This is a genomic window from Agrobacterium sp. CNPSo 3708 (genome assembly GCF_028674915.1).
Classification (GTDB): Bacteria; Pseudomonadota; Alphaproteobacteria; order Rhizobiales; family Rhizobiaceae; genus Agrobacterium; species Agrobacterium cavarae.
Genome location: NZ_JAQZSF010000011.1, coordinates 88,253 through 106,414 on the forward strand (window position 1 = coordinate 88,253; position 18,162 = coordinate 106,414).

An 18,162-nucleotide genomic window follows, 5' to 3' on the forward strand; every position below is an offset into this window, starting at 1 on the left:
CCATGCTAGATGCTCTTCCCCTTGAAGGACGGCACGCGCTCGTCACCGGTGCCGGAAGCGGCATCGGTGCTGCCATCGCCCGCACGCTGGCGATGGCCGGGGCCAATGTGACGCTCGCCGGTCGCCGCCGCGAGCCGCTGGAAGCGGTGGCTGCCGAGATCGGAAGCCAGGCCTTGGTCCTCGACGGTTTCGACGTGACGAAGCCGGAGGCGATTGCCGCTGGTCTGGAGAAGGGCCGCAGCGCCTTCGGGACCGTCTCCATTATCGTCAACAATGCCGGTGAAGCGCCAAGCGCGCCCTTCGAAAAGACATCCGCCGATATGTGGAGCCATGTTCTTTCGGTCGATCTGACAGGCGTGTTCAATGTTACCCAAGCCGTGCTGCCTGACCTTAAGGCCCATGGTGAGGGAGCGCGCATCATCAACATCGCCTCGACGGCGGGGCTAACGGGCTATTCCTATGTTTCCGCCTACTGCGCGGCCAAGCACGGCGTGATCGGCCTGACGCGGGCTCTGGCGCTGGAACTGGCGAAGAAGGGCGTAACGGTCAATGCCGTCTGCCCCGGCTTTACCGATACGCCGATCATCCAGCAGTCGCTCGACACCATCATGCAGAAGACCGGGCGCAGCCGCGAGGATGCGCTGGCGGAATTCACAAGGTCCAACCCGCAAGGCCGGTTGATCCAGCCGCAGGAAGTCGCGGACACCACGCTGTGGCTCGCCTCACCTTCAGCGGGTTCCGTGACCGGCCAGGCAATCGCGATTGCCGGCGGTGAGGTCATGGCAGGCTAAACGGAGTTCAAGACGAAAATGCCCTTTACCCATTCCAAACCCATGCGCTTTGGCGACTGCGACCTCACAGGGATTGCCTATCATCCGGCCTATCTCTCCATGCTCGTTGACGTGAACGAGGCGATGTTCGCTTCCTTCGGCGTCACCTGGAAGGAACTGATGTTCGAGCGCAAGCTCGGACTGCCGACGGTGACCATGAACCTCGAGTTCAAGAAGCCCGCCGTCTATGGCGACACGCTCGACTTCGCCGTGCATGTGCGCTCGATCGGCCGGGCCTCGCTCGATCTCGAAACCATCGTCACCGTCCGTGGCGACATCATCTGGTCGGTCAAGCAGAGGATCGTGATGACCTCGCTTGAAGACCACAAATCCCATCCCTGGCCTGACGACGTGCGGGCAGGTCTCACACGTTATCTGGAGCCAAGACATGATGCATGAAATCATCCAGCCGGACGGCTGGGCAAAGCCGATCGGTTACTCAAACGGGATCAGCGCGCGCGGTCGCATCGTACAGGTCGGCGGTCAGATCGGTTGGGACGAGCATTGCCAGTTTCACTCGGACGACTTCGTCGAACAGGTGCGCCAGACGCTGATCAACATCGTCAGCGTGCTGAAGGCAGCGGATGCGAAGCCTGAGCATCTGATCCAGATGACCTGGTACTTCACCGATCGCGTCTCCTACAAATCACGCATGAAGGAAATCGGCGCGATCTACCGCGAGATCATCGGTCGTCACTTTCCGCCGATGGCGGCAGTCCAGGTGGTGTCCTTGATGGAAGACCGCGCCAAGATCGAAATCCAGGCGCTGGCCGTCGTTCCCGATTGATTGAAATCTGCAGAGGAGGAGAGATTCCATGACCAGCACCATCAGACCCTTCATCACCCGCAAGGGCCAGGAAGACACTGGCACTGGCCAATCCGGCGGCTGCGTGCGCATTTCAGGTGTCAGCCCGCAGCACACGCCAGCCACCAAGATCTGGTTCGGCAAGGTCTCCAATGAGCCGGGTTATCGCTCCTATCCGCACCATCATGGCGAAGCGGAGACTGGCGGTTATGTGCTGAAGGGAAAGGCGCGCATCTATTTCGGCGAGAACTGGAAAGAGTATCTCGACATGGAGGAAGGCGACTTTATCTTCGTGCCGCCGAACTGGCCGCATATCGAGGTCAACATGTCGACGACGGAAGAGCTGGTGTGGCTGACCACCCGCACGCCGGACAACATCGTCGTCAACCTGCCGGATGTGGACGATTCCGTTCTCGAAGGTTTCAGGAGAGCCTGATGAAACTGCTGCGATACGGCCCGGCAGGCGCTGAAAAGCCCGCCATCGTCGCCAAGGATGGAACTATACGTGACCTTTCCGGCGTCATCGCCGACTTTACCGGCGAGGTGCTCTCCGACGCCGGACTTGCGCGGCTTGCGGCCATTGAGCTCGCGACGCTGCCGCAAGTGTCGGTCGAGCGCATTGGTGCCTGCGTGCCGCGTCCGGGCAAGTTCATCTGCGTCGGTCTCAACTATGCCGACCACGCGAAAGAAACCGGCAAGGCACCGCCCGAGGAGCCGATCCTGTTCATGAAGGCGACTTCAGCCGTGGTCGGCCCGAATGACGAGGTCGAAATTCCGCGCGGATCGAAGAAGGCCGATTGGGAGGTCGAGCTTGGTGTCGTCATCGGCACGCGGGCGAAATATGTCAGCGAAGCGGATGCGCTGAACCATGTCGCAGGTTATTGCGTGGTCAATGATGTGTCCGAGCGCGCCTTCCAGTCCGAGCGCGGCGGCCAGTGGACCAAGGGCAAGAGCCACGACACGTTTGGCCCGACAGGCCCTTGGCTGGTCACGCGCGACGAGGTAGCCGACCCTCAAAACCTCGCGCTGTGGCTGGATGTGGACGGCGTGCGCCGGCAGACCGGCAACACGAATACGATGATCTTCGGCGTCGCGCATCTCGTCAGCTATATCAGCCAGTTCATGACGCTTGAGCCCGGCGACGTGATCGCCACCGGCACGCCGCCGGGTGTGGGCATGGGTATCAAGCCGGAACCTGTCTTCCTGAAACCGGGGCAAATCATGACGCTCGGGATCGAGGGTCTGGGTGAGCAGCGGCAGCAAACCGTAGAAGCGAGGGACTGAGCCCATGACCGATCTTTCAGGACGTCTTGCCATCATCACCGGTGGCGCGCGCGGACAGGGCGAGGCTGAAGCCCGCCTGTTCGCCTCCAAGGGTGCCGCCGTCATAATCGCCGATGTGCTGGCGGACGAAGGTCGTGCGCTCGCGGAAGCCCTACAGAGGGAAGGCCGCGAGGCCCGCTTCATCTATCTCGACGTGACAGACCCAACCAGTTGGGCAGGCGTTGTTGCGCTTGCAACCGAGTGGAAAGGCCGCATCGATATCCTCGTCAACAATGCCGGCATCATCAACCGCACCATCGTCGAAACCACCAGCCTGGAAGCGTGGGAGCGCGTGCTGAAGGTCAACCTCACAGGCGCCTTCCTCGGCATTCAGGCGGTGACGGAATTGATGGTGAAATCCGGCGGCGGATCCATCATCAACATCTCATCCAACAGTGGCTTTTCCGGCCATTATGATCCCGCCTATACGGCAAGCAAATGGGGCCTGCGCGGGCTTACCCGCAGCGCTGCCATGGAGTTGACGCCTAAAGCCATCCGCGTCAATGCGGTCTGCCCCGGCCTCGTCGTTACGGGTCTGAACGCCAACAGCCCTCACCTGAAACCGATGATCGACATGACGCCGATGAAGCGCAGCGGCAAGCCGGAGGAGATCGCCGAACTCGTCCTCTTCCTGGCGTCTGACGCCTCAAGCTTCATTACCGGAGAAGACTTTGTCATTGACGGCGGCTTCACGGCGGGTGCGGCCTATCGCAAGGTGGCGTCCCAGACAGGGATATTCGACCAATAGCTCTCAACCCGAGGGACTGATCACCTGCATCGCCGGCATGGATACTACCCACTGCCGGCGATGCCGTTTCCGGCCATCAATCAAAAAATATTTTATTCTGATTTTTAACGAAATTAGGAATTGATAATTCCCGCTGCTTTTGCCAATGTGGAGCCCGTAGAAGGGCGTAGCGCGTTTTTCCTTCGCATTATAGGGTTGTTCCTGCGGAGAATATGTGGTGGTCAAGCCGGATAGACACAGCGACGACAAGCTTATCGTCTTCGATGTCGGCGGAGTCTTCATCGAACTGAATATCGAGAGGCGCCGCGCTGCGCTTAAAGCGGGTGGGCTCTGGTCGTCGACCGCTCAAGCGAATTCGGACCTGCTTCGCCTCAACATGCAGTTTCGCCTGGGACAGATCGGCGAAGATGACTATCTGGCTCGCGCATCCGAGATTTACGGGCTGACCGCTGAACAGGTGGTGCAAGCGGAAACTGCACTCCTCGAAGGCGTTTTCACCGGAATGGTGGATTACGCCCGCACCCTGAAATCCAGCCATCGCGTTGTCTGTCTGTCGAACACGCAGGCCATTCATTGGCGCCACATCATCGAAACCATGCTCGGAGCCGATCTTTTCGATGCCTGCTACCTCTCCCATGAGATGGGCATGGAGAAGCCCGGCGAGGAGATTTACCTGGCGGTCCAGCACCGCGAACATGTTTCGCCCGAGCAGATCGTCTTTATCGACGACACGCTGGAAAATATCGAGACATCGCGCAGGCTCGGCTGGCACAGCATTCACCATATGGATGCGGCCAAGACGATCGCGGCGATAGACGAAGCGATCGCCGATACGCCGCCAAGCGGCACGTCCTGAGCGAAATGGAGGTCTGACCTTGGCTCAACTGTCACTGCGCGGCATCAAGAAACGTTTCAAGTCCGTCGAGGTTCTCCATGGCATCGATCTCGATGTGAAGGACCGCGAACTGATCGTCTTTGTCGGGCCGTCCGGTTGCGGAAAATCGACCCTTCTTCGCCTGATCGCCGGTCTCGATCCGATCACCGATGGAGAATTTCGGCTGAATGACAAGCGCATGAACGAGATCGCGCCATCACGACGTGGGATCGCCATGGTGTTCCAGTCCTATGCGCTTTACCCGCATATGAATGTCTATGAGAATATGGCCTTCGGTGCGCGGCTGATGGGCCTCAGCAAAGCGGAAGTCGAAGCGCGTATCGGCGAAGCCACCCGCATGTTGCGGTTGGAAGCCCTGCTGGAGCGCAAGCCGCGCGAATTGTCAGGCGGACAGCGACAGCGCGTTGCCATCGGCCGTGCGCTGGTGCGCAAGCCGCAACTTCTCTTGTTGGACGAACCGCTTTCCAACCTCGATGCTGCACTCCGCTCCGAGGTGCGGCTTGAGATTGCTCGTCTGCACCGGGAGATTGGTGGAACGACGATCTATGTGACCCACGACCAGGTCGAGGCCATGACGCTTGCCGACCGGATCGTAGTGATGAATGGTGGCCGGATCGAACAGTTCGGTTCGCCGCGTGAGCTTTACGAGATGCCAGCCAACGTCTTTGTTGCCAACTTCATCGGCTCGCCACGCATGGCGATGCTGACTGTCGAGCGGGAGGGCGACCGGCTCACTGCACCCGGCATCGGCCAAATCTCATTGCCCCGTCTGCCGTCGTCGCCAGAGCGAGAGCTGTTGATGGGTGTGCGGCCGGACGGCATGTCGATTTCGCCAGGCACGCGCCAGAACGGTTTTGCTGCGAAGGTCGTATACACCGAATATCTCGGCGATAGCGCCTACGTTTATGTGCGGATGGGGGATGGCGCACCTGTCTCGGTACGGTGCGGGCCGGATACGCAATATGCGCCTGACACCCCGGTCACCATCAGCGTCGAGCCTGAGAAAGTCCATTACTTCAGCCGTGAAACAGCGCAACGACTTGCGGTGTGATCGACTAAATCGCGTAAACCAAAAAAGAAGGAGAGGAACAGATGAAACGATTTTTACTGGGAGCGGCGATTGCCTGCAGCACCATCCTGTCGGCCAGCGCAACCTTCGCAGCAGACCTGACTTTCTGGACCTGGCGCCAGGAAGACAAGGCCGAATATGAAAAGTTCTTCGCCGATTTCAACAAGGCCAACCCGGACATCACGGTAAAGTTCGAGGCCTTCGAAGCAACGAGCTACAACACCGTCCTTTCCACCGCGCTTGCAGGTGGCAAGGGTCCTGATCTGATGATGACCCGCACCTATGGCGGCATTGAAAGCCTGGCGGGTGCTGGCTACCTGATGCCGCTGGACGATACGAAGATCCCGGCACTGAAGGGCTTCTCGGAACCGGCTCTTGCCTCCGCAACGATGCGCTCGGACAAGACACTCTATGCCGTTCCGGCCGCGAGCCAGACCATGCTCGTCATCTACAACACCGAGATTTTCGAGAAGAACGGCATCACCGAGCCGAAAAGCTGGGACGAGTTCATTGCGGCTTGCGAGAAGCTGAAGGCGGCGGGCGTAATGCCCTTTGCCAATGGCACGGCAACCGGCTGGCAGAACGAGACCATCGTTTCCGCCCTCACGTCGTCGATCATGGGCAAGGCTTTCTACGCCGACCTGATGGCGGGCAAGACCGATTTTAACGACAAGCGCTATGTCGAAGCTCTGACCAAGCTCAAGGAAATCTCCCAGTACTTTCCCGATGGCTTTGTCGGTCTCGACTACGCTTCCGCGCAGCAATTGTTTACGTCCGGCATGGCCGGCATGTTTGCCGGTGGCTCCTTCGAGCTTGCCAACTTCGCCAAACAGAATCCGGATCTGAAGATGGGTGTCTTCGCCGCCCCCGGCCTGAAGGCAGAGGATGAGAAATTGGTTGGCCTCTTCTATGATTCCGGCTTCGGCGGCAATGCCAAGCCGAAAGACCCGCAAGCGGTGCTGAAGTTCCTCAACTACGTTTCCAGCAAGGACTTCGGACAGGCCTTCGCCAACGGGCTGAACAACGTTTCTGCCGTTCCAGGCGTCACCTTCGATAATCCTCTGCTGGCCGAAGTCGCCGCGCTCAACAAGGACTCGATCCCCTATATGACGCTCGTGAACTTCCGCTACGGCGAACCGACGGGCTCGAACCTCATCCAGGCGGGCGTTTCGAAGATGCTGAACGGACAGGCGACGCCAGCCGAGGTTGGAAAGTCGATGACCGATGGTCTCGCAGCGTGGTACGCGCCGTTCAAGAAATGACCGGGCGTCACAGCCAGACTGAGAACGGTTTGGCCTGTGACGTTTCGCACGGTTCGAGAGCACGCCGGTGAACCGCCTTTGCCGCCGATGCTCTCGCCGGCCGCTCCTCCACGGAGCGGCCCACTCCACCGATCGATGGCCGTTGGGATAGGTTCGATGATGTCCAGCAAGTTGACAGGCAGAAGACTTTGGATTGCGGCCCTTGTGGTCCCTCCGATCGCCTTCATGTGCCTGTTTCTCGTCTACCCGATCCTGTCGGCCTTCGCATATGCGTTCTATGAGTGGCGAGGCCTGGTCCGTGGCGACTTCGTCTGGTTCGATAATTTCCACCGCGTGCTCTTCGAGTACCCATTCTCCGAACGCACGATCAACGCCTTCAAGCACAATATCTTTGTCTTCTTTGCGCTGATGGTGCTTCAAAACGGCGTCGGCTTCATCCTGGCCTACTGCCTCTGGCGGGAACTCTGGGGCAAGCGCTTCCACCGTATTGCCGTTTTTCTACCGGTGGTGCTTTCCACCGTCATCGTTGGCCTTCTGTGGAAGCTCTTCTACCATCCCCTCTTCGGCGCAGTGAATGCGAGTCTCAGGGCCGTTGGGCTTGGCAGCCTGGCACAGCCCTGGCTCGGCCAGGATTCAACCGCCTTGATGGCGATTATCGTTGCCAATGCATGGCACATGGTCGGCTTTCCGACACTGGTCTTCCTCGCGGGGATGCAGCGCATACCCTCGGAAATTCTCGATGCCGTACGCATGGAGACCGAAAGCGAATGGGTGAAGATGAGCAAGATCGTCTGGCCGCTGGTAGCCCCTTCGGCGACCGTCGTCTTCACCCTGCTCTTCGTCGGTGCCTTCAACTGGTTTGAGCTGCCCTTCATCATGGCCGGTGTGGACGGCAATCCGCATGAGGCAACGGATGTGCTCGGGCTTTATTTCTACCGCACCGCCTTCGGCAGCATGTCCGCGTCTGCCGAGAACTTCGGGCCCGGTAGCGCGCTTGCGGTGCTGATCTTCCTGTTCATCGCCGTGGTCTCCAGCGTCATTACAGTCAGACTGCGCAGACGGGAGATCCAGCTATGAGGAAAGGGATCGACCGCGGCAGCTTCCGCACCTATGGCTGGGATGGCCTGATCCAGATCCTGCTCATCGGCAACAGCATCGTCATGCTGACGCCGATCGTCATCATGTTCTTTTCCGCCTTCAAGACCAACGCACAGATCTTCCAGTCCCCCTTCTCCATTCCCGATTTCACCAATGTCAAAAGCCTACTTCGGGTGTGGAACGAGACGGACTTCCTGCTCTATATGAGCAATTCGCTCATCGTCACGGCAAGCTCGATTGCGCTCATCCTCATCCTGGGCACGATGGCGGCCTATGCCATCGCCCGTTACGAGTTCCGAGGCTCCGGCTTCATTCTTTTGTTCTTTCTGGCGGGGCTGACCTTGCCGCTGAAACTCGCCATCATTCCGCTCTTTATCCAGATGCGGGATTTCGGTCTGATCGACTCGCGGCTGTCGCTGATCTTCATCTATGTCGCCACCGGGCTGCCGACGACCGTCTTCATCCTCACCGGCTTCATCCGCAGCCTGCCGAACGAGTTGGAGGATGCTGCCCGCATGGATGGCGCCAATGAAGCGCGCATCATGTGGTCCATCATGCTGCCATTGGTGCGCCCGGCCATGGTGATTGCCGCGATCCAGAACGTGGTGCCGATCTGGAACGACTTCTTCTTCCCGCTGATCTTCATTCAGAACAACAATCTGAAGACCCTGCCACAGGGACTGACCGCCTTCATGGGTGAGTTCGGTACGGATTGGGGCGTGCTGTTTTCCGGGCTGACGCTGTCGGCACTGCCGATCATCATTCTCTACATTGCGCTATCGCGGCAGTTCATCAACGGCATGACGGCAGGCGCGATCAAGTAGCCACGGTCAAGACTTGAGAACGGAGACCGCGGCCTCGCTGGCATGAATGGCGTCATTGGCGCCGGGAATTTTAGCGATCAACAGCAGGAAGACCAGATCGCAGATGGCAAGCTGCGCATCGCGCGAGGTGATGGCGGAAGAGCGCACACGCTCCTCATCCGCCACCGTATGAAGCGTGATATCGGCGATCTGGCTCAGACGATTGCCATGAAGACCCGTCAGGGTGACGACCGTGGCGCCGCCCTTTTTCGCCAGTTCCGCCAGCCTGATCGTCTCGTTGGTACTGCCGGAGTGAGAGATGGCGAAGAGCACATCGCGATTGTTGAGCGAGGCGGCATTGGCCATCTGCACATGCGGATCGCGATCCATCAGCGCCACCAGTCCGAGCTTCAAAAGCTTGTAGGAAAAGTCGCGGGCAACGAGCGAAGAAGCGCCGATGCCGGCGAGATGGATGCGCCTTGCCGACGCCAGTGCAGAGACCGCCGCGGTGACCGCGTCTTCGGCATTCACCTCCATCGTCTGTTGCATGGCGGAGACCTTACTCGCAACCAGCTTCTGCTGGATGGTGACGAAGTTATCGCCCGCATCGATCGTCCCGTGGATCATGCCGGACGGAACACGCCATTCCTGCGCCTTGGCCTTGGTCACGGCGAGTTTTAGCTGCTGATAGCCGTCATAGCCGATCTTCTGCGAAAACTTTACGACACTGGATTGGCTGCGGCCGGTTGCTGCAGCGAGTTCGGCAGACGAAAGCTGCACCATACGATCGGGATCATCGACGATGAACTGGCCGATCTGGCGCTCGGCATCCGTCATGAATTCCAACTTCGCCTGGATGACCTTCAAGACGGACATGGCGCTCCCTCGATCGGAATAAGATATTCGTAAATCAAAAATTCTCTGGAATATTATAGCGCTTATCTTATGATTGGCTATCCAGATTTCAGCATCAGTTTTGACCCGGAAGGTCTTTTATGGATGAGCTGCATATCACCGGCGGAACGAGGCTTGATGGCGCGGTTCCGATTGCGGGCGCCAAGAACGCGGCACTGCCGCAAATTGCTGCCGCCCTCCTTTCTCCGCATCCGCTCGAGCTGACGAACCTGCCCAAGGTATCGGATGTCGACAACATGCTGCGAATCATCTCGCTCTACGGCGCGGAGGTTCAGCGGAACGCTGGCGGCACCGTCATCAACGCGCAGAATGTAACGCCGGGCGAAGTCGACTACGAGACCGTGCGCAAGATGCGCGCCTCGATCCTGGTGCTGGCGCCGCTGCTTGCCCGCTTCGGCTCGGCGCGGGTATCGCTGCCCGGCGGCTGCGCCATCGGCGCGCGCCCGGTCGATATGCATCTCAAGGTTCTGTCGGCCCTTGGCGCGGCGATTGCCGTGGAAGGAGGCTATATCGTCGCAAACGCCCCTCACGGATTGAAAGGTGCGCGCGTCGTTCTGCCCGGCCCTTCCGTTGGTGCCAGCGAAACGGCGTTGATGGCGGCGTGCTGTGCGAACGGCGAAACGGAAATCCTCAATGCCGCGCGCGAACCGGAAGTGGTCGATCTCGTCGCCTGCCTTTCTTCCATGGGCGCGGAGATTGAAGGCGCTGGCACGCACCGGCTTCTGGTCAAGGGCAGCACGACTTGGCGCGCCGCAAGCCATCACGCCATCGCAGACCGCGTCGAGGCTGGCACCTATGCGGCAGCGGCGATGATCACCGGCGGGCGCATCGAACTCGTCAACGCCCGGATGGAACATCTCTCATCGGTTCTGCAGGTGCTGGAAAGCATGGGCGCCACCGTCTGGCCCGGAGATCGCGGCGTCGTGGTCGAAGGTCATGGGCGGATCAAGCCTGCCGATTTCACCACCGAACCCTACCCGGGCTTCCCGACGGATTTGCAGGCACAATTCATGGCAATGGCCTCGATTGCCGAGGGTGCCAGCGTCATCCGCGAGACCATATTCGAGAACCGCTTCATGCATGTGCCGGAACTCTCGCGGCTCGGTGCCAATATTGCGCTCAACGGCTCGGTCGCCACAGTCCGGGGGCAGCCATCTCTCAAGGGTGCACCGGTGATGGCGACCGATCTGCGCGCATCCGTGTGCCTCGTGCTGGCGGCGCTTGCAGCGCAAGGTGAAACCATCATCAAGCGCGTCTATCATCTTGATCGCGGTTACGAGCAACTGGACCGCAAGCTGGCCCAATGCGGCGCCAACATTCGTCGCGTGTCGCTATGACGAAGCCACGTATCGACCAGACACTGTATCTCGGCGTCGATGGCGGCGGCACGGGCTGCCGCGCGAGGATCGTTGACGAAGGTGGTCACGTCGTCGGGCAAGGATTGTCCGGCCCGGCCACGACGCGCCTCGGGGTACCCAATGCCTGGGCATCGGTTCTGCGAGCCTGGACGGGTGCCGCCGAAGAGGCCGGCCTTGATCCTTCCAACGCCCCGAATGTCGTGGCAGGCATCGGCATTGCCGGGCTGACGCGTGCGGGCTCGCGCGAACAATTGGAAGCCCTGCCCCATCCTTTCGGCAATATTTGCTTCACCTCCGACGGTGCCGCCGCCTGTCTCGGCGCGCATTCCGGTCACGATGGCGGCATCGTCATTGCCGGCACCGGCTCGATCGGGCTGGCACTGGTCGGTGGCGAGGAAAAACGCGCCGGCGGCTACGGCTTTCCGATCTCCGATGAAGGCAGCGGTGCGGATATGGGATTGAAGGCAATCCAATCCGCCCTTCTCGCCTTCGACGGACGCCGGGAAAGAACCGCTTTGCTGTCCGAGGTTCTCAACCGCTTTGATAACCTGCCCGCCAACATCGTCGGCTGGATGGACAAGGCAACCGCCACGGATTACGCGACGCTCGCTCCCCTGGTCTTGCGTCATGCCGATCAGGGAGACCCTGCCGCCCGCCAGATCGTCCAATCCGGCGCCGGCCATATCGATGGACTGGTTCGCCGCCTGATCGAGTATGGCGCACCAGCCGTTACACTGCTCGGTGGCCTCTCCGGACCGCTTGAGCCGTGGCTTGCGCCCGACGTGCGGAAACGGTTGAAGCCCGCAGATGGCGACGCCGTCGCTGGTGCGATCATCCTGGCAAAACGCCTGTCGTCCTGAAAGTAACCCGAGCGGATATCGTGCCGCAAAGAAAGGAATAATATATTCCAATATTAATTGACAGACGGAATATACGATCGTAGTCTGTTAAAAAATCGAGTGAGGATCCATGTCGCACCTGCACCTGATGGCGGAACTTGAGCAGCTGGTTTCTGAGGCTCGCAATCCAAATTCCATGTCGATCGACCTGCTGCCAACAGAAGAGATCCTGCGGGTTATGAACCGGGACGACGCGCTCGTGCCAGAGGCAGTCGCCAAAGTCATTCCGCAGATTGCAGAGGCCGTGGAGGCGATCGTTCGCGCCTTCCGCAGCGGTGGACGCTTGATTTACATCGGCGCGGGCACCAGCGCGCGTCTTGGCGTCCTTGATGCCTCCGAATGCCCTCCCACCTTTTCCGTGCCCGAAGGCATGGTTGTCGGCCTGATTGCCGGTGGTCCACGCGCCATTCTGCATGCGGTGGAAGGCGCCGAAGATGATGTGGAGGAAGGCAAGCGCAATCTTGCGGAGATCAATCTCTCGGCCGACGATGTGGTGGTCGGCATCGCGGTGAGCGGACGCACCCCGTATGTTGTCGGCGCGCTGACCTATGCGCAATCCATTGGCGCAAAGACCGTGTCTTTGACCTGCAACCCGCACTCAACGCTGGCCGACATCGCCGATATCGCCATCTCGCCGGTCGTCGGGCCGGAAGTGGTCACAGGCTCGACACGGTTGAAATCCGGCACGGCCCAGAAGCTCGTCTTGAACATGCTGACAACCGCCAGCATGATCCGTATCGGCAAGACCTATGAGAACCTGATGGTCGATCTGACCATCAGCAATCAGAAGCTTCGCGCCCGCGCCATCCGCATCATCATGGAAGCAACCGGGTGCTCGGCGGAAATTGCAGAAGATCAACTGACGGTGAGCGGCAACAATGTGAAGCTCGCCATCCTGATGATCCTGAGCGGGCTGAACCGGGACGAGGCCGAGGCGGCACTGGTTCGTCATGATGGCTTTTTACGCAAGGCACTGACTGAAAAAACCGATTGAACGCGAGACGTGCTGCATACCCGGCGTTCGAAAAAGAGACGGGATCAGCCAACCAGAGGGAGAATAAGCATGACGATGATCGCTCGAAAATGGCTGGCTTGTGCGGCAATCGCCGGAAGCCTGCTGACGGCTACCGCCGCACCCGGTTTCGCAGCCACCTTGAAGATGGCATGGGCGCAGGATGCCACGGGCCTTGACCCGCACAAGCAGACGGCCTTTTCCTCCATCCGCCTGCTCGAACTGATCTATGAACCTCTGGTCCGCCTGGATGGCGATCTCAAGGTCGTGCCAGCACTTGCGAAAGAATGGACCTTCTCGCCCGACGCCAAGACGCTGACCTTCAAGCTGGACCCGGCCGCCAAGTTTCACGATGGTGCTGCCGTCACCTCCGCCGACGTGAAGGCTTCCTTCGAGCGCATTCTCGACCAGGCGACGGGTGCTGCGGCACGCGCGAATTATCTTTCGATTGCCAGCATCGATACGCCGGACGCAGCGACGGTGGTCTTCAACCTGTCGCAGCCTGATGTTCCGCTTTTGACCGCTATGGGCAGCATCAATGCGGCGATCGTTCCTGCTTCCGAAATCACCTCGGGCAAGATCGGTACGGCTGCCGTTGGCAGCGGCCCGTTCAAGCTGGAAAGCTGGGAGCCGAACCAGAAGGAAGTGCTCAAAGCCAATGCCGAGTGGGCTGGCGGCAAGGTGGGTGTCGATGGCATCGACATCAGCGTGTTGCCGGATGAGAACGCCATTCTTGCGGCACTACGTGCCAAGAAGGTCGATTTCGCCCTGTTGAACGACCCTCTGGTCGCAACGCTTGTGCCTAAGGTTGCCGGGCTGACGCTGAACCGCAAGCCGGTTCTCTCCTATCACGCGCTGCAATTGAACGCGTCGCGCAAGCCGATGACGGAGCTTGCGGTGCGGCAGGCAATCTCCTGCGCTATCGATCGCCAGGATGTTCTCGATACGGCTCTGCTCGGCGAAGGCGAAGTCACCGGACCGCTGACCATGCCGCTCTATCGATCGGATCCGAACAGCCTCTTCTGCTACAAGAAGGATCTGGAAAAAGCCAAAAAGCTGATGGCCGATGCCGGGCTGAAGGATGGCTTCTCCGCAACCGTGATTGCCGCAACCGGCGAACCGCCGACCGCGGCTGCCGAAGCTCAGGTTATTCAGTCGCAGTTGAAGGAAATCGGCATCAATCTCGATATCAAGATGATGGAACTCAATGTCTATGTCGACACTTGGCTCAAGGGCGATTTTGACATGGCCATTGCGCTGAATGGTGGCCGGGCCGATCCCTACACCATGTATAACCGCTACTGGACGAAAGCCGGCAACCTGCAGAAGGTCGCCCACTATATCGACGACACGCTGGACGACCTGATGCAGAAGGGTCGTGTCGAAACCGATGTCGCCAAGCGCAAGGAAATCTTCGCCGCTTTCGATAAGCATCTCGCCGAAGTCTCGCCATGGATCTGGCTCTACACCGGCTATTCCTACACGGCGCAGCAGCAGAATGTCGAAAACTTCGTGGCAACCCCGGATGGCTCTCTCTTCGGCCTTTCCAAGGTCACCGTTAAGTAATGCGTGCATGAGGCGGATGACAACATGACCTATCTGCTACGACGTCTTGTGACATTCCCGCTGGTGATGCTGGGTGTCTCCGTTCTGGTGTTCGTCGCCATCCGCCTCGTTCCCGGTGACTCCATCACCGCCATGCTCGGCACCGAGGCCGGGTTGTTGACGCCGGAGCAGAAGCAGGCGCTATCGGCCTATTTCGGTATCGATCAGGGTTGGCTCGTCCAGTATGGCCGCTGGCTTTCCGGCGTCATCACAGGAAATCTTGGTCTCTCGGTCACCTATGGCAAGCCGGTTCTCGAGGTCATTCTCCAGCGTTTCCCTCTGACGCTGGAGCTCGCCTGCTTCTCCGTGGTGATCGCTCTTCTTCTCGGCCTGCCGCTCGGCGTCTTCGCGGCAACGCGCGCTGGCCGCGGCTCTGATCTCAGCGTCCGGATCTTCGCCATGATCGGGCAATCCACGCCAAGCTTCGTCTTCGGCCTCGGCATCATCTACATCCTCTCGGCAGGCTTCGGCATTCTGCCAGCCATGGGCGATTACGTGCCCTTCACGCAGGATCCGATCGCGAATATCTCGCAGCTGTTTTTCCCGGCGCTGACGCTTGGACTGTCCTTCACCGCCTCCGTCACGCGCATTTCCCGTTCGGCGATGCTGGATGTCTTGAGCGATGACTATGTGCGGACCGCGCGCAGCAAGGGTGTCGCGCGCCGCAACGTCATCTGGCGGCATGCCCTGCCCAACGCTCTCATACCGGTCATCACGCTCTGCGGTGTCGAGTTCGGCTATCTGCTTGGCGGCGCGGTGCTGGTCGAGCAAATCTTTGCACTTCCCGGCCTTGGGCGCATGACGCTGGAAGCCATCCTGCAACGCGACTACGCGCTGGTGCAGGGTGCGGTGTTGTTCGTCGCGTTGAACTTCATGATCGTCAACCTCATCGTCGATCTCGCCTATGTCGCGCTCGATCCGCGCATTCGCTTGGGGAGCCGGTCATGACCTCCCTGCTTTCCCGGCTTTTGCGCCATCCGAGTGGTTGTGTCGGCGCAGCCATCGTCCTCACCTACCTGATGCTGGCGCTTGCCGCCTGGCTTGGCCTGACGCCCTACGATCCGCTGCAACAATTCCGCATCGACCGCCTGCAGGGACCAACTGCCGCTCACTGGATGGGCACCGACATGTTCGGGCGCGATGTCCTCAGCCGGTTGATGATCGGCATCGGTCAGTCCTTCCTCGTCGCCTTTTCCTCTGTCGGCATTGCCGCCGTGATCGGCACGATTCTGGGGCTCACCGCCGCATGGGTCGGCCGTCTGTGGGATGGTGTGGTCATGCGGCTTATGGATATTCTGCTCGCCTTCCCGGCCATCCTGCTTGCCCTGCTGTTCATCACCGTCGTCGGCCCCGGCACCTTCACCAGCATTCTCGCCATCGCCTTCGTCTACACGCCAATCTTCACGCGCGTCGTGCGTGGACCGGCACTGTCGATCAAGGCGCGTGATTTCGTCGATGCGGCCCGCACCTTCGGCAGTTCTACCTCCTACATCCTCACCCGGCACCTGATGCTCAATCTTGTGGCGCCACTGACCGTGCAGGTAACACTGGCATTGGCATGGTCGCTTCTCACCGAATCGGGCTTGAGTTTCCTCGGCCTTGGTACACAGCCGCCGAACTCCTCGCTCGGCCTGATGCTGGCAGATAGCATCAACCTGATGGAAATGGCGCCGTGGCTGCTGATCTTCCCGGGTCTCGCCGTCATGCTCGGCATTCTCGGCTTCAACCTTCTGGGCGATGCGTTGCGCGATCTGCTCGATCCGCGCATGCGACGGGTGGCATCATGACTGAGCTTCTTTCGGTTCAAAATCTGAGTGTCGGCTTTGGTCGCGGCAAAGCCATCAAGCCGATCGTGGACGGCGTGACCTTCACGCTCGATGCGGGCGAAACGCTTTCGATCGTCGGCGAAAGCGGATCGGGAAAATCCGTCACCGCGCTCTCCATCAACCGCCTCATCGACTACAGCGGTGGCAGGATCACCAGTGGTCGGATCGATCTGTCGCTCGCAGATGGAAAGAGGCTGGATCTCGCCACTCTGGACACTGGGCGCATGGAGCGCATCCGAGGGTCGGAGATCGGCATGATCTTTCAGGAGCCGATGACCTCGCTCAATCCGGTTCTCACCATCGGCAAGCAGATCGAGGAAGTCTTTCGCCTGCAAGGCAAGGGCGGGACAGAGGCGCGTGCCGAGACACTCCGCGCGCTCGACCGGATGCGTATTCCCGATGCGGCGAGACGCCTCGGCTACTACCCGCACCAGCTTTCGGGCGGAATGCTGCAGCGGGTGATGATCGCGATGGCGCTCGCAGCCTCCCCCCGCCTTCTCATTGCCGATGAGCCGACCACCGCACTGGATGTGTCTGTTCAGGCGCAGATCATGGCGCTCCTCGCCGAGCTTCAGCGCGAGACCGGCACCGGCCTGATCTTTATCACCCATGATCTCGGGCTGGTTGCCGGCATCGCCGATCGCGTGCTCGTCATGCAGTCTGGAAAGGTAGTCGAACAGGGAAAAGCCGACGATATTCTCGATCGTCCGCAGCACAGCTACACACAACACCTGCTGAATGCCGTGCCGCATTTTGCCAACGGTCGGCATGTCCGCGACGACGCGCCGCGACTGAAACACGCGTATGAGCCCGCCATACTTGCGGTCAAGGAGTTGACCGTACGCTTCCCCACGACGACGGGGCTCTTACGCAGACCCGCCGGCGCAATCCATGCGGTGGAAGCTGTGGATTTCGAGATATGCCGGGGCGAGACTCTGGCCGTTGTCGGAGAAAGCGGATCGGGCAAATCGACCACTGCCAGAGCTCTTCTCGGTCTGGTCAAGACCACACGAGGCTCTTTCACCACGCAATCGTCCGAGTCGACAAAGGCGCAGAAGCCGATGCAGATGGTGTTCCAGAACCCCTATGCTTCGCTCAATCCGCGTCTCGATGTGCAAAGCCTTTTGGCCGAGCCCGTCATTGCAGCGGGCATCCGGATCGACGCACCAATCACGTCGCGCATGACAGCGCTTCTCGATCGCGTTGGCCTTCCATCCGATAGCCTCACCCGCTATCCGCATGAGTTTTCCGGTGGCCAGCGCCAGCGTCTTTGCATCGCCCGCGCGCTGATGCTCGATCCCTCCATTCTCGTGCTGGACGAGGCAGTGTCGGCGCTCGATGTGTCCGTCCAGGCTCGCGTTCTCGATCTTCTGATCGACCTGCAAAAGGAGCGCGATCTTGCCTATCTCTTCGTCTCCCACGACATGGCTGTGGTCGAACGCATCGCCCACCGCGTGGCCGTGCTCTATGCAGGCCAAATCGTCGAAATCGGCGACGCCCGCTCCGTCTTGTCGAATCCCCAACACAGCTATACCAAGAAGCTGATTGCAGCAGTGCCGACCATGGAACGGCGGCGCGAGCGGTATGAGCTGAACACCGAGGCCTTGCCGACATTGCTGCGTCCCGAGGGCTTCGAGCCGCAGCCCTCACGCTGGGACCATTTTGGCGCAGACCACCGCGTGAAGCTTGAAATGGCGGCAGCCAACTGAGGGGG

The 18,162-nt window shown here is 60.0% G+C and carries 19 protein-coding genes; 18 read left to right on the forward strand and 1 reads right to left on the reverse strand.

What is annotated here, in order from left to right; genetic code table 11:
• The first annotated feature begins 2 nt into the window (after positions 1-2).
• The 11 genes from PVA19_RS21070 (at position 3) to PVA19_RS21120 (ending at position 8,854) form a co-directional block, all read left to right on the forward strand.
• On the forward strand, positions 3-791 hold the full coding sequence (locus PVA19_RS21070; RefSeq protein WP_274104081.1) for an SDR family NAD(P)-dependent oxidoreductase: 789 nt from the start codon (positions 3-5) through the stop codon (positions 789-791).
• A gap of 18 nt (positions 792-809) precedes the next feature.
• The gene (locus PVA19_RS21075; protein WP_062597582.1) at positions 810-1,229 is read left to right on the forward strand and encodes an acyl-CoA thioesterase; all 420 of its coding nucleotides are present in this window, start codon (positions 810-812) and stop codon (positions 1,227-1,229) included.
• Positions 1,222-1,617, forward strand: coding sequence for a RidA family protein (locus PVA19_RS21080; protein ID WP_162723217.1), 396 nt, complete (start codon positions 1,222-1,224; stop codon positions 1,615-1,617). Before PVA19_RS21075 ends, PVA19_RS21080 begins: the two co-directional genes overlap by 8 nt.
• A gap of 28 nt (positions 1,618-1,645) precedes the next feature.
• Positions 1,646-2,071, forward strand: coding sequence for a cupin domain-containing protein (locus tag PVA19_RS21085; protein WP_062445164.1), 426 nt, complete (start codon positions 1,646-1,648; stop codon positions 2,069-2,071).
• Positions 2,071-2,919 (forward strand): fumarylacetoacetate hydrolase family protein, encoded by an 849-nt coding sequence (locus PVA19_RS21090; RefSeq protein WP_274104082.1) that lies wholly within the window; start codon positions 2,071-2,073, stop codon positions 2,917-2,919. Before PVA19_RS21085 ends, PVA19_RS21090 begins: the two co-directional genes overlap by 1 nt.
• 4 nt (positions 2,920-2,923) lie before the next feature.
• Positions 2,924-3,706, forward strand: a complete 783-nt coding sequence (locus PVA19_RS21095) for an SDR family NAD(P)-dependent oxidoreductase (RefSeq protein ID WP_274104083.1) — start codon at positions 2,924-2,926, stop codon at positions 3,704-3,706.
• A 217-nt stretch (positions 3,707-3,923) separates the two neighbouring features.
• Complete coding sequence (locus tag PVA19_RS21100; RefSeq protein ID WP_274104084.1) at positions 3,924-4,562, forward strand: HAD-IA family hydrolase; 639 nt, start codon at positions 3,924-3,926, stop codon at positions 4,560-4,562.
• Between the two features lie 19 nt (positions 4,563-4,581).
• The gene (locus PVA19_RS21105) at positions 4,582-5,652 is read left to right on the forward strand and encodes an ABC transporter ATP-binding protein (protein WP_274104085.1); all 1,071 of its coding nucleotides are present in this window, start codon (positions 4,582-4,584) and stop codon (positions 5,650-5,652) included.
• 41 nt (positions 5,653-5,693) lie between these two features.
• Entirely contained in the window at positions 5,694-6,932 is a 1,239-nt protein-coding gene (locus tag PVA19_RS21110; RefSeq protein WP_062427677.1) for an extracellular solute-binding protein, read from the forward strand.
• A gap of 156 nt (positions 6,933-7,088) precedes the next feature.
• On the forward strand, positions 7,089-8,009 hold the full coding sequence (locus PVA19_RS21115; RefSeq protein ID WP_274104086.1) for a carbohydrate ABC transporter permease: 921 nt from the start codon (positions 7,089-7,091) through the stop codon (positions 8,007-8,009).
• Positions 8,006-8,854: a carbohydrate ABC transporter permease gene (locus PVA19_RS21120; RefSeq protein ID WP_062445176.1), complete on the forward strand. Its 849-nt coding sequence runs from the start codon at positions 8,006-8,008 to the stop codon at positions 8,852-8,854. Before PVA19_RS21115 ends, PVA19_RS21120 begins: the two co-directional genes overlap by 4 nt.
• A 6-nt stretch (positions 8,855-8,860) precedes the next feature.
• Here the strand turns inward: PVA19_RS21120 and PVA19_RS21125 are convergent, their stop codons facing one another.
• Positions 8,861-9,709, reverse strand: a complete 849-nt coding sequence (locus PVA19_RS21125; protein ID WP_062597573.1) for a MurR/RpiR family transcriptional regulator — start codon at positions 9,707-9,709, stop codon at positions 8,861-8,863.
• 119 nt (positions 9,710-9,828) lie between these two features.
• Here PVA19_RS21125 and murA point away from each other — a divergent pair, with 119 nt between their 5' ends.
• The 7 genes from murA to PVA19_RS21160 all read left to right on the forward strand — a co-directional run bounded on the left by murA (position 9,829) and on the right by PVA19_RS21160 (position 18,157).
• Positions 9,829-11,085, forward strand: coding sequence for a UDP-N-acetylglucosamine 1-carboxyvinyltransferase (gene murA, locus PVA19_RS21130; protein ID WP_274104087.1), 1,257 nt, complete (start codon positions 9,829-9,831; stop codon positions 11,083-11,085).
• A complete protein-coding gene (locus tag PVA19_RS21135) occupies positions 11,082-11,966 on the forward strand; it encodes an N-acetylglucosamine kinase (RefSeq protein WP_274104088.1) in 885 nt (294 codons plus the stop codon). Before murA ends, PVA19_RS21135 begins: the two co-directional genes overlap by 4 nt.
• A gap of 109 nt (positions 11,967-12,075) precedes the next feature.
• Positions 12,076-12,999: an N-acetylmuramic acid 6-phosphate etherase gene (gene murQ, locus PVA19_RS21140; protein WP_274104089.1), complete on the forward strand. Its 924-nt coding sequence runs from the start codon at positions 12,076-12,078 to the stop codon at positions 12,997-12,999.
• A 69-nt stretch (positions 13,000-13,068) separates the two neighbouring features.
• Positions 13,069-14,583 carry an ABC transporter substrate-binding protein gene (locus PVA19_RS21145; RefSeq protein ID WP_443111655.1) on the forward strand — a complete coding sequence of 505 codons (1,515 nt, stop codon included), beginning with the start codon at positions 13,069-13,071 and terminating at the stop codon, positions 14,581-14,583.
• A gap of 24 nt (positions 14,584-14,607) precedes the next feature.
• Positions 14,608-15,570 (forward strand): ABC transporter permease, encoded by a 963-nt coding sequence (locus PVA19_RS21150; RefSeq protein ID WP_062427670.1) that lies wholly within the window; start codon positions 14,608-14,610, stop codon positions 15,568-15,570.
• On the forward strand, positions 15,567-16,409 hold the full coding sequence (locus PVA19_RS21155; protein WP_062427669.1) for an ABC transporter permease: 843 nt from the start codon (positions 15,567-15,569) through the stop codon (positions 16,407-16,409). The genes PVA19_RS21150 and PVA19_RS21155 overlap by 4 nt, the downstream gene beginning before the upstream one ends.
• Positions 16,406-18,157 (forward strand): ABC transporter ATP-binding protein, encoded by a 1,752-nt coding sequence (locus PVA19_RS21160; protein WP_274104090.1) that lies wholly within the window; start codon positions 16,406-16,408, stop codon positions 18,155-18,157. Before PVA19_RS21155 ends, PVA19_RS21160 begins: the two co-directional genes overlap by 4 nt.
• Positions 18,158-18,162 lie beyond the last annotated feature (5 nt).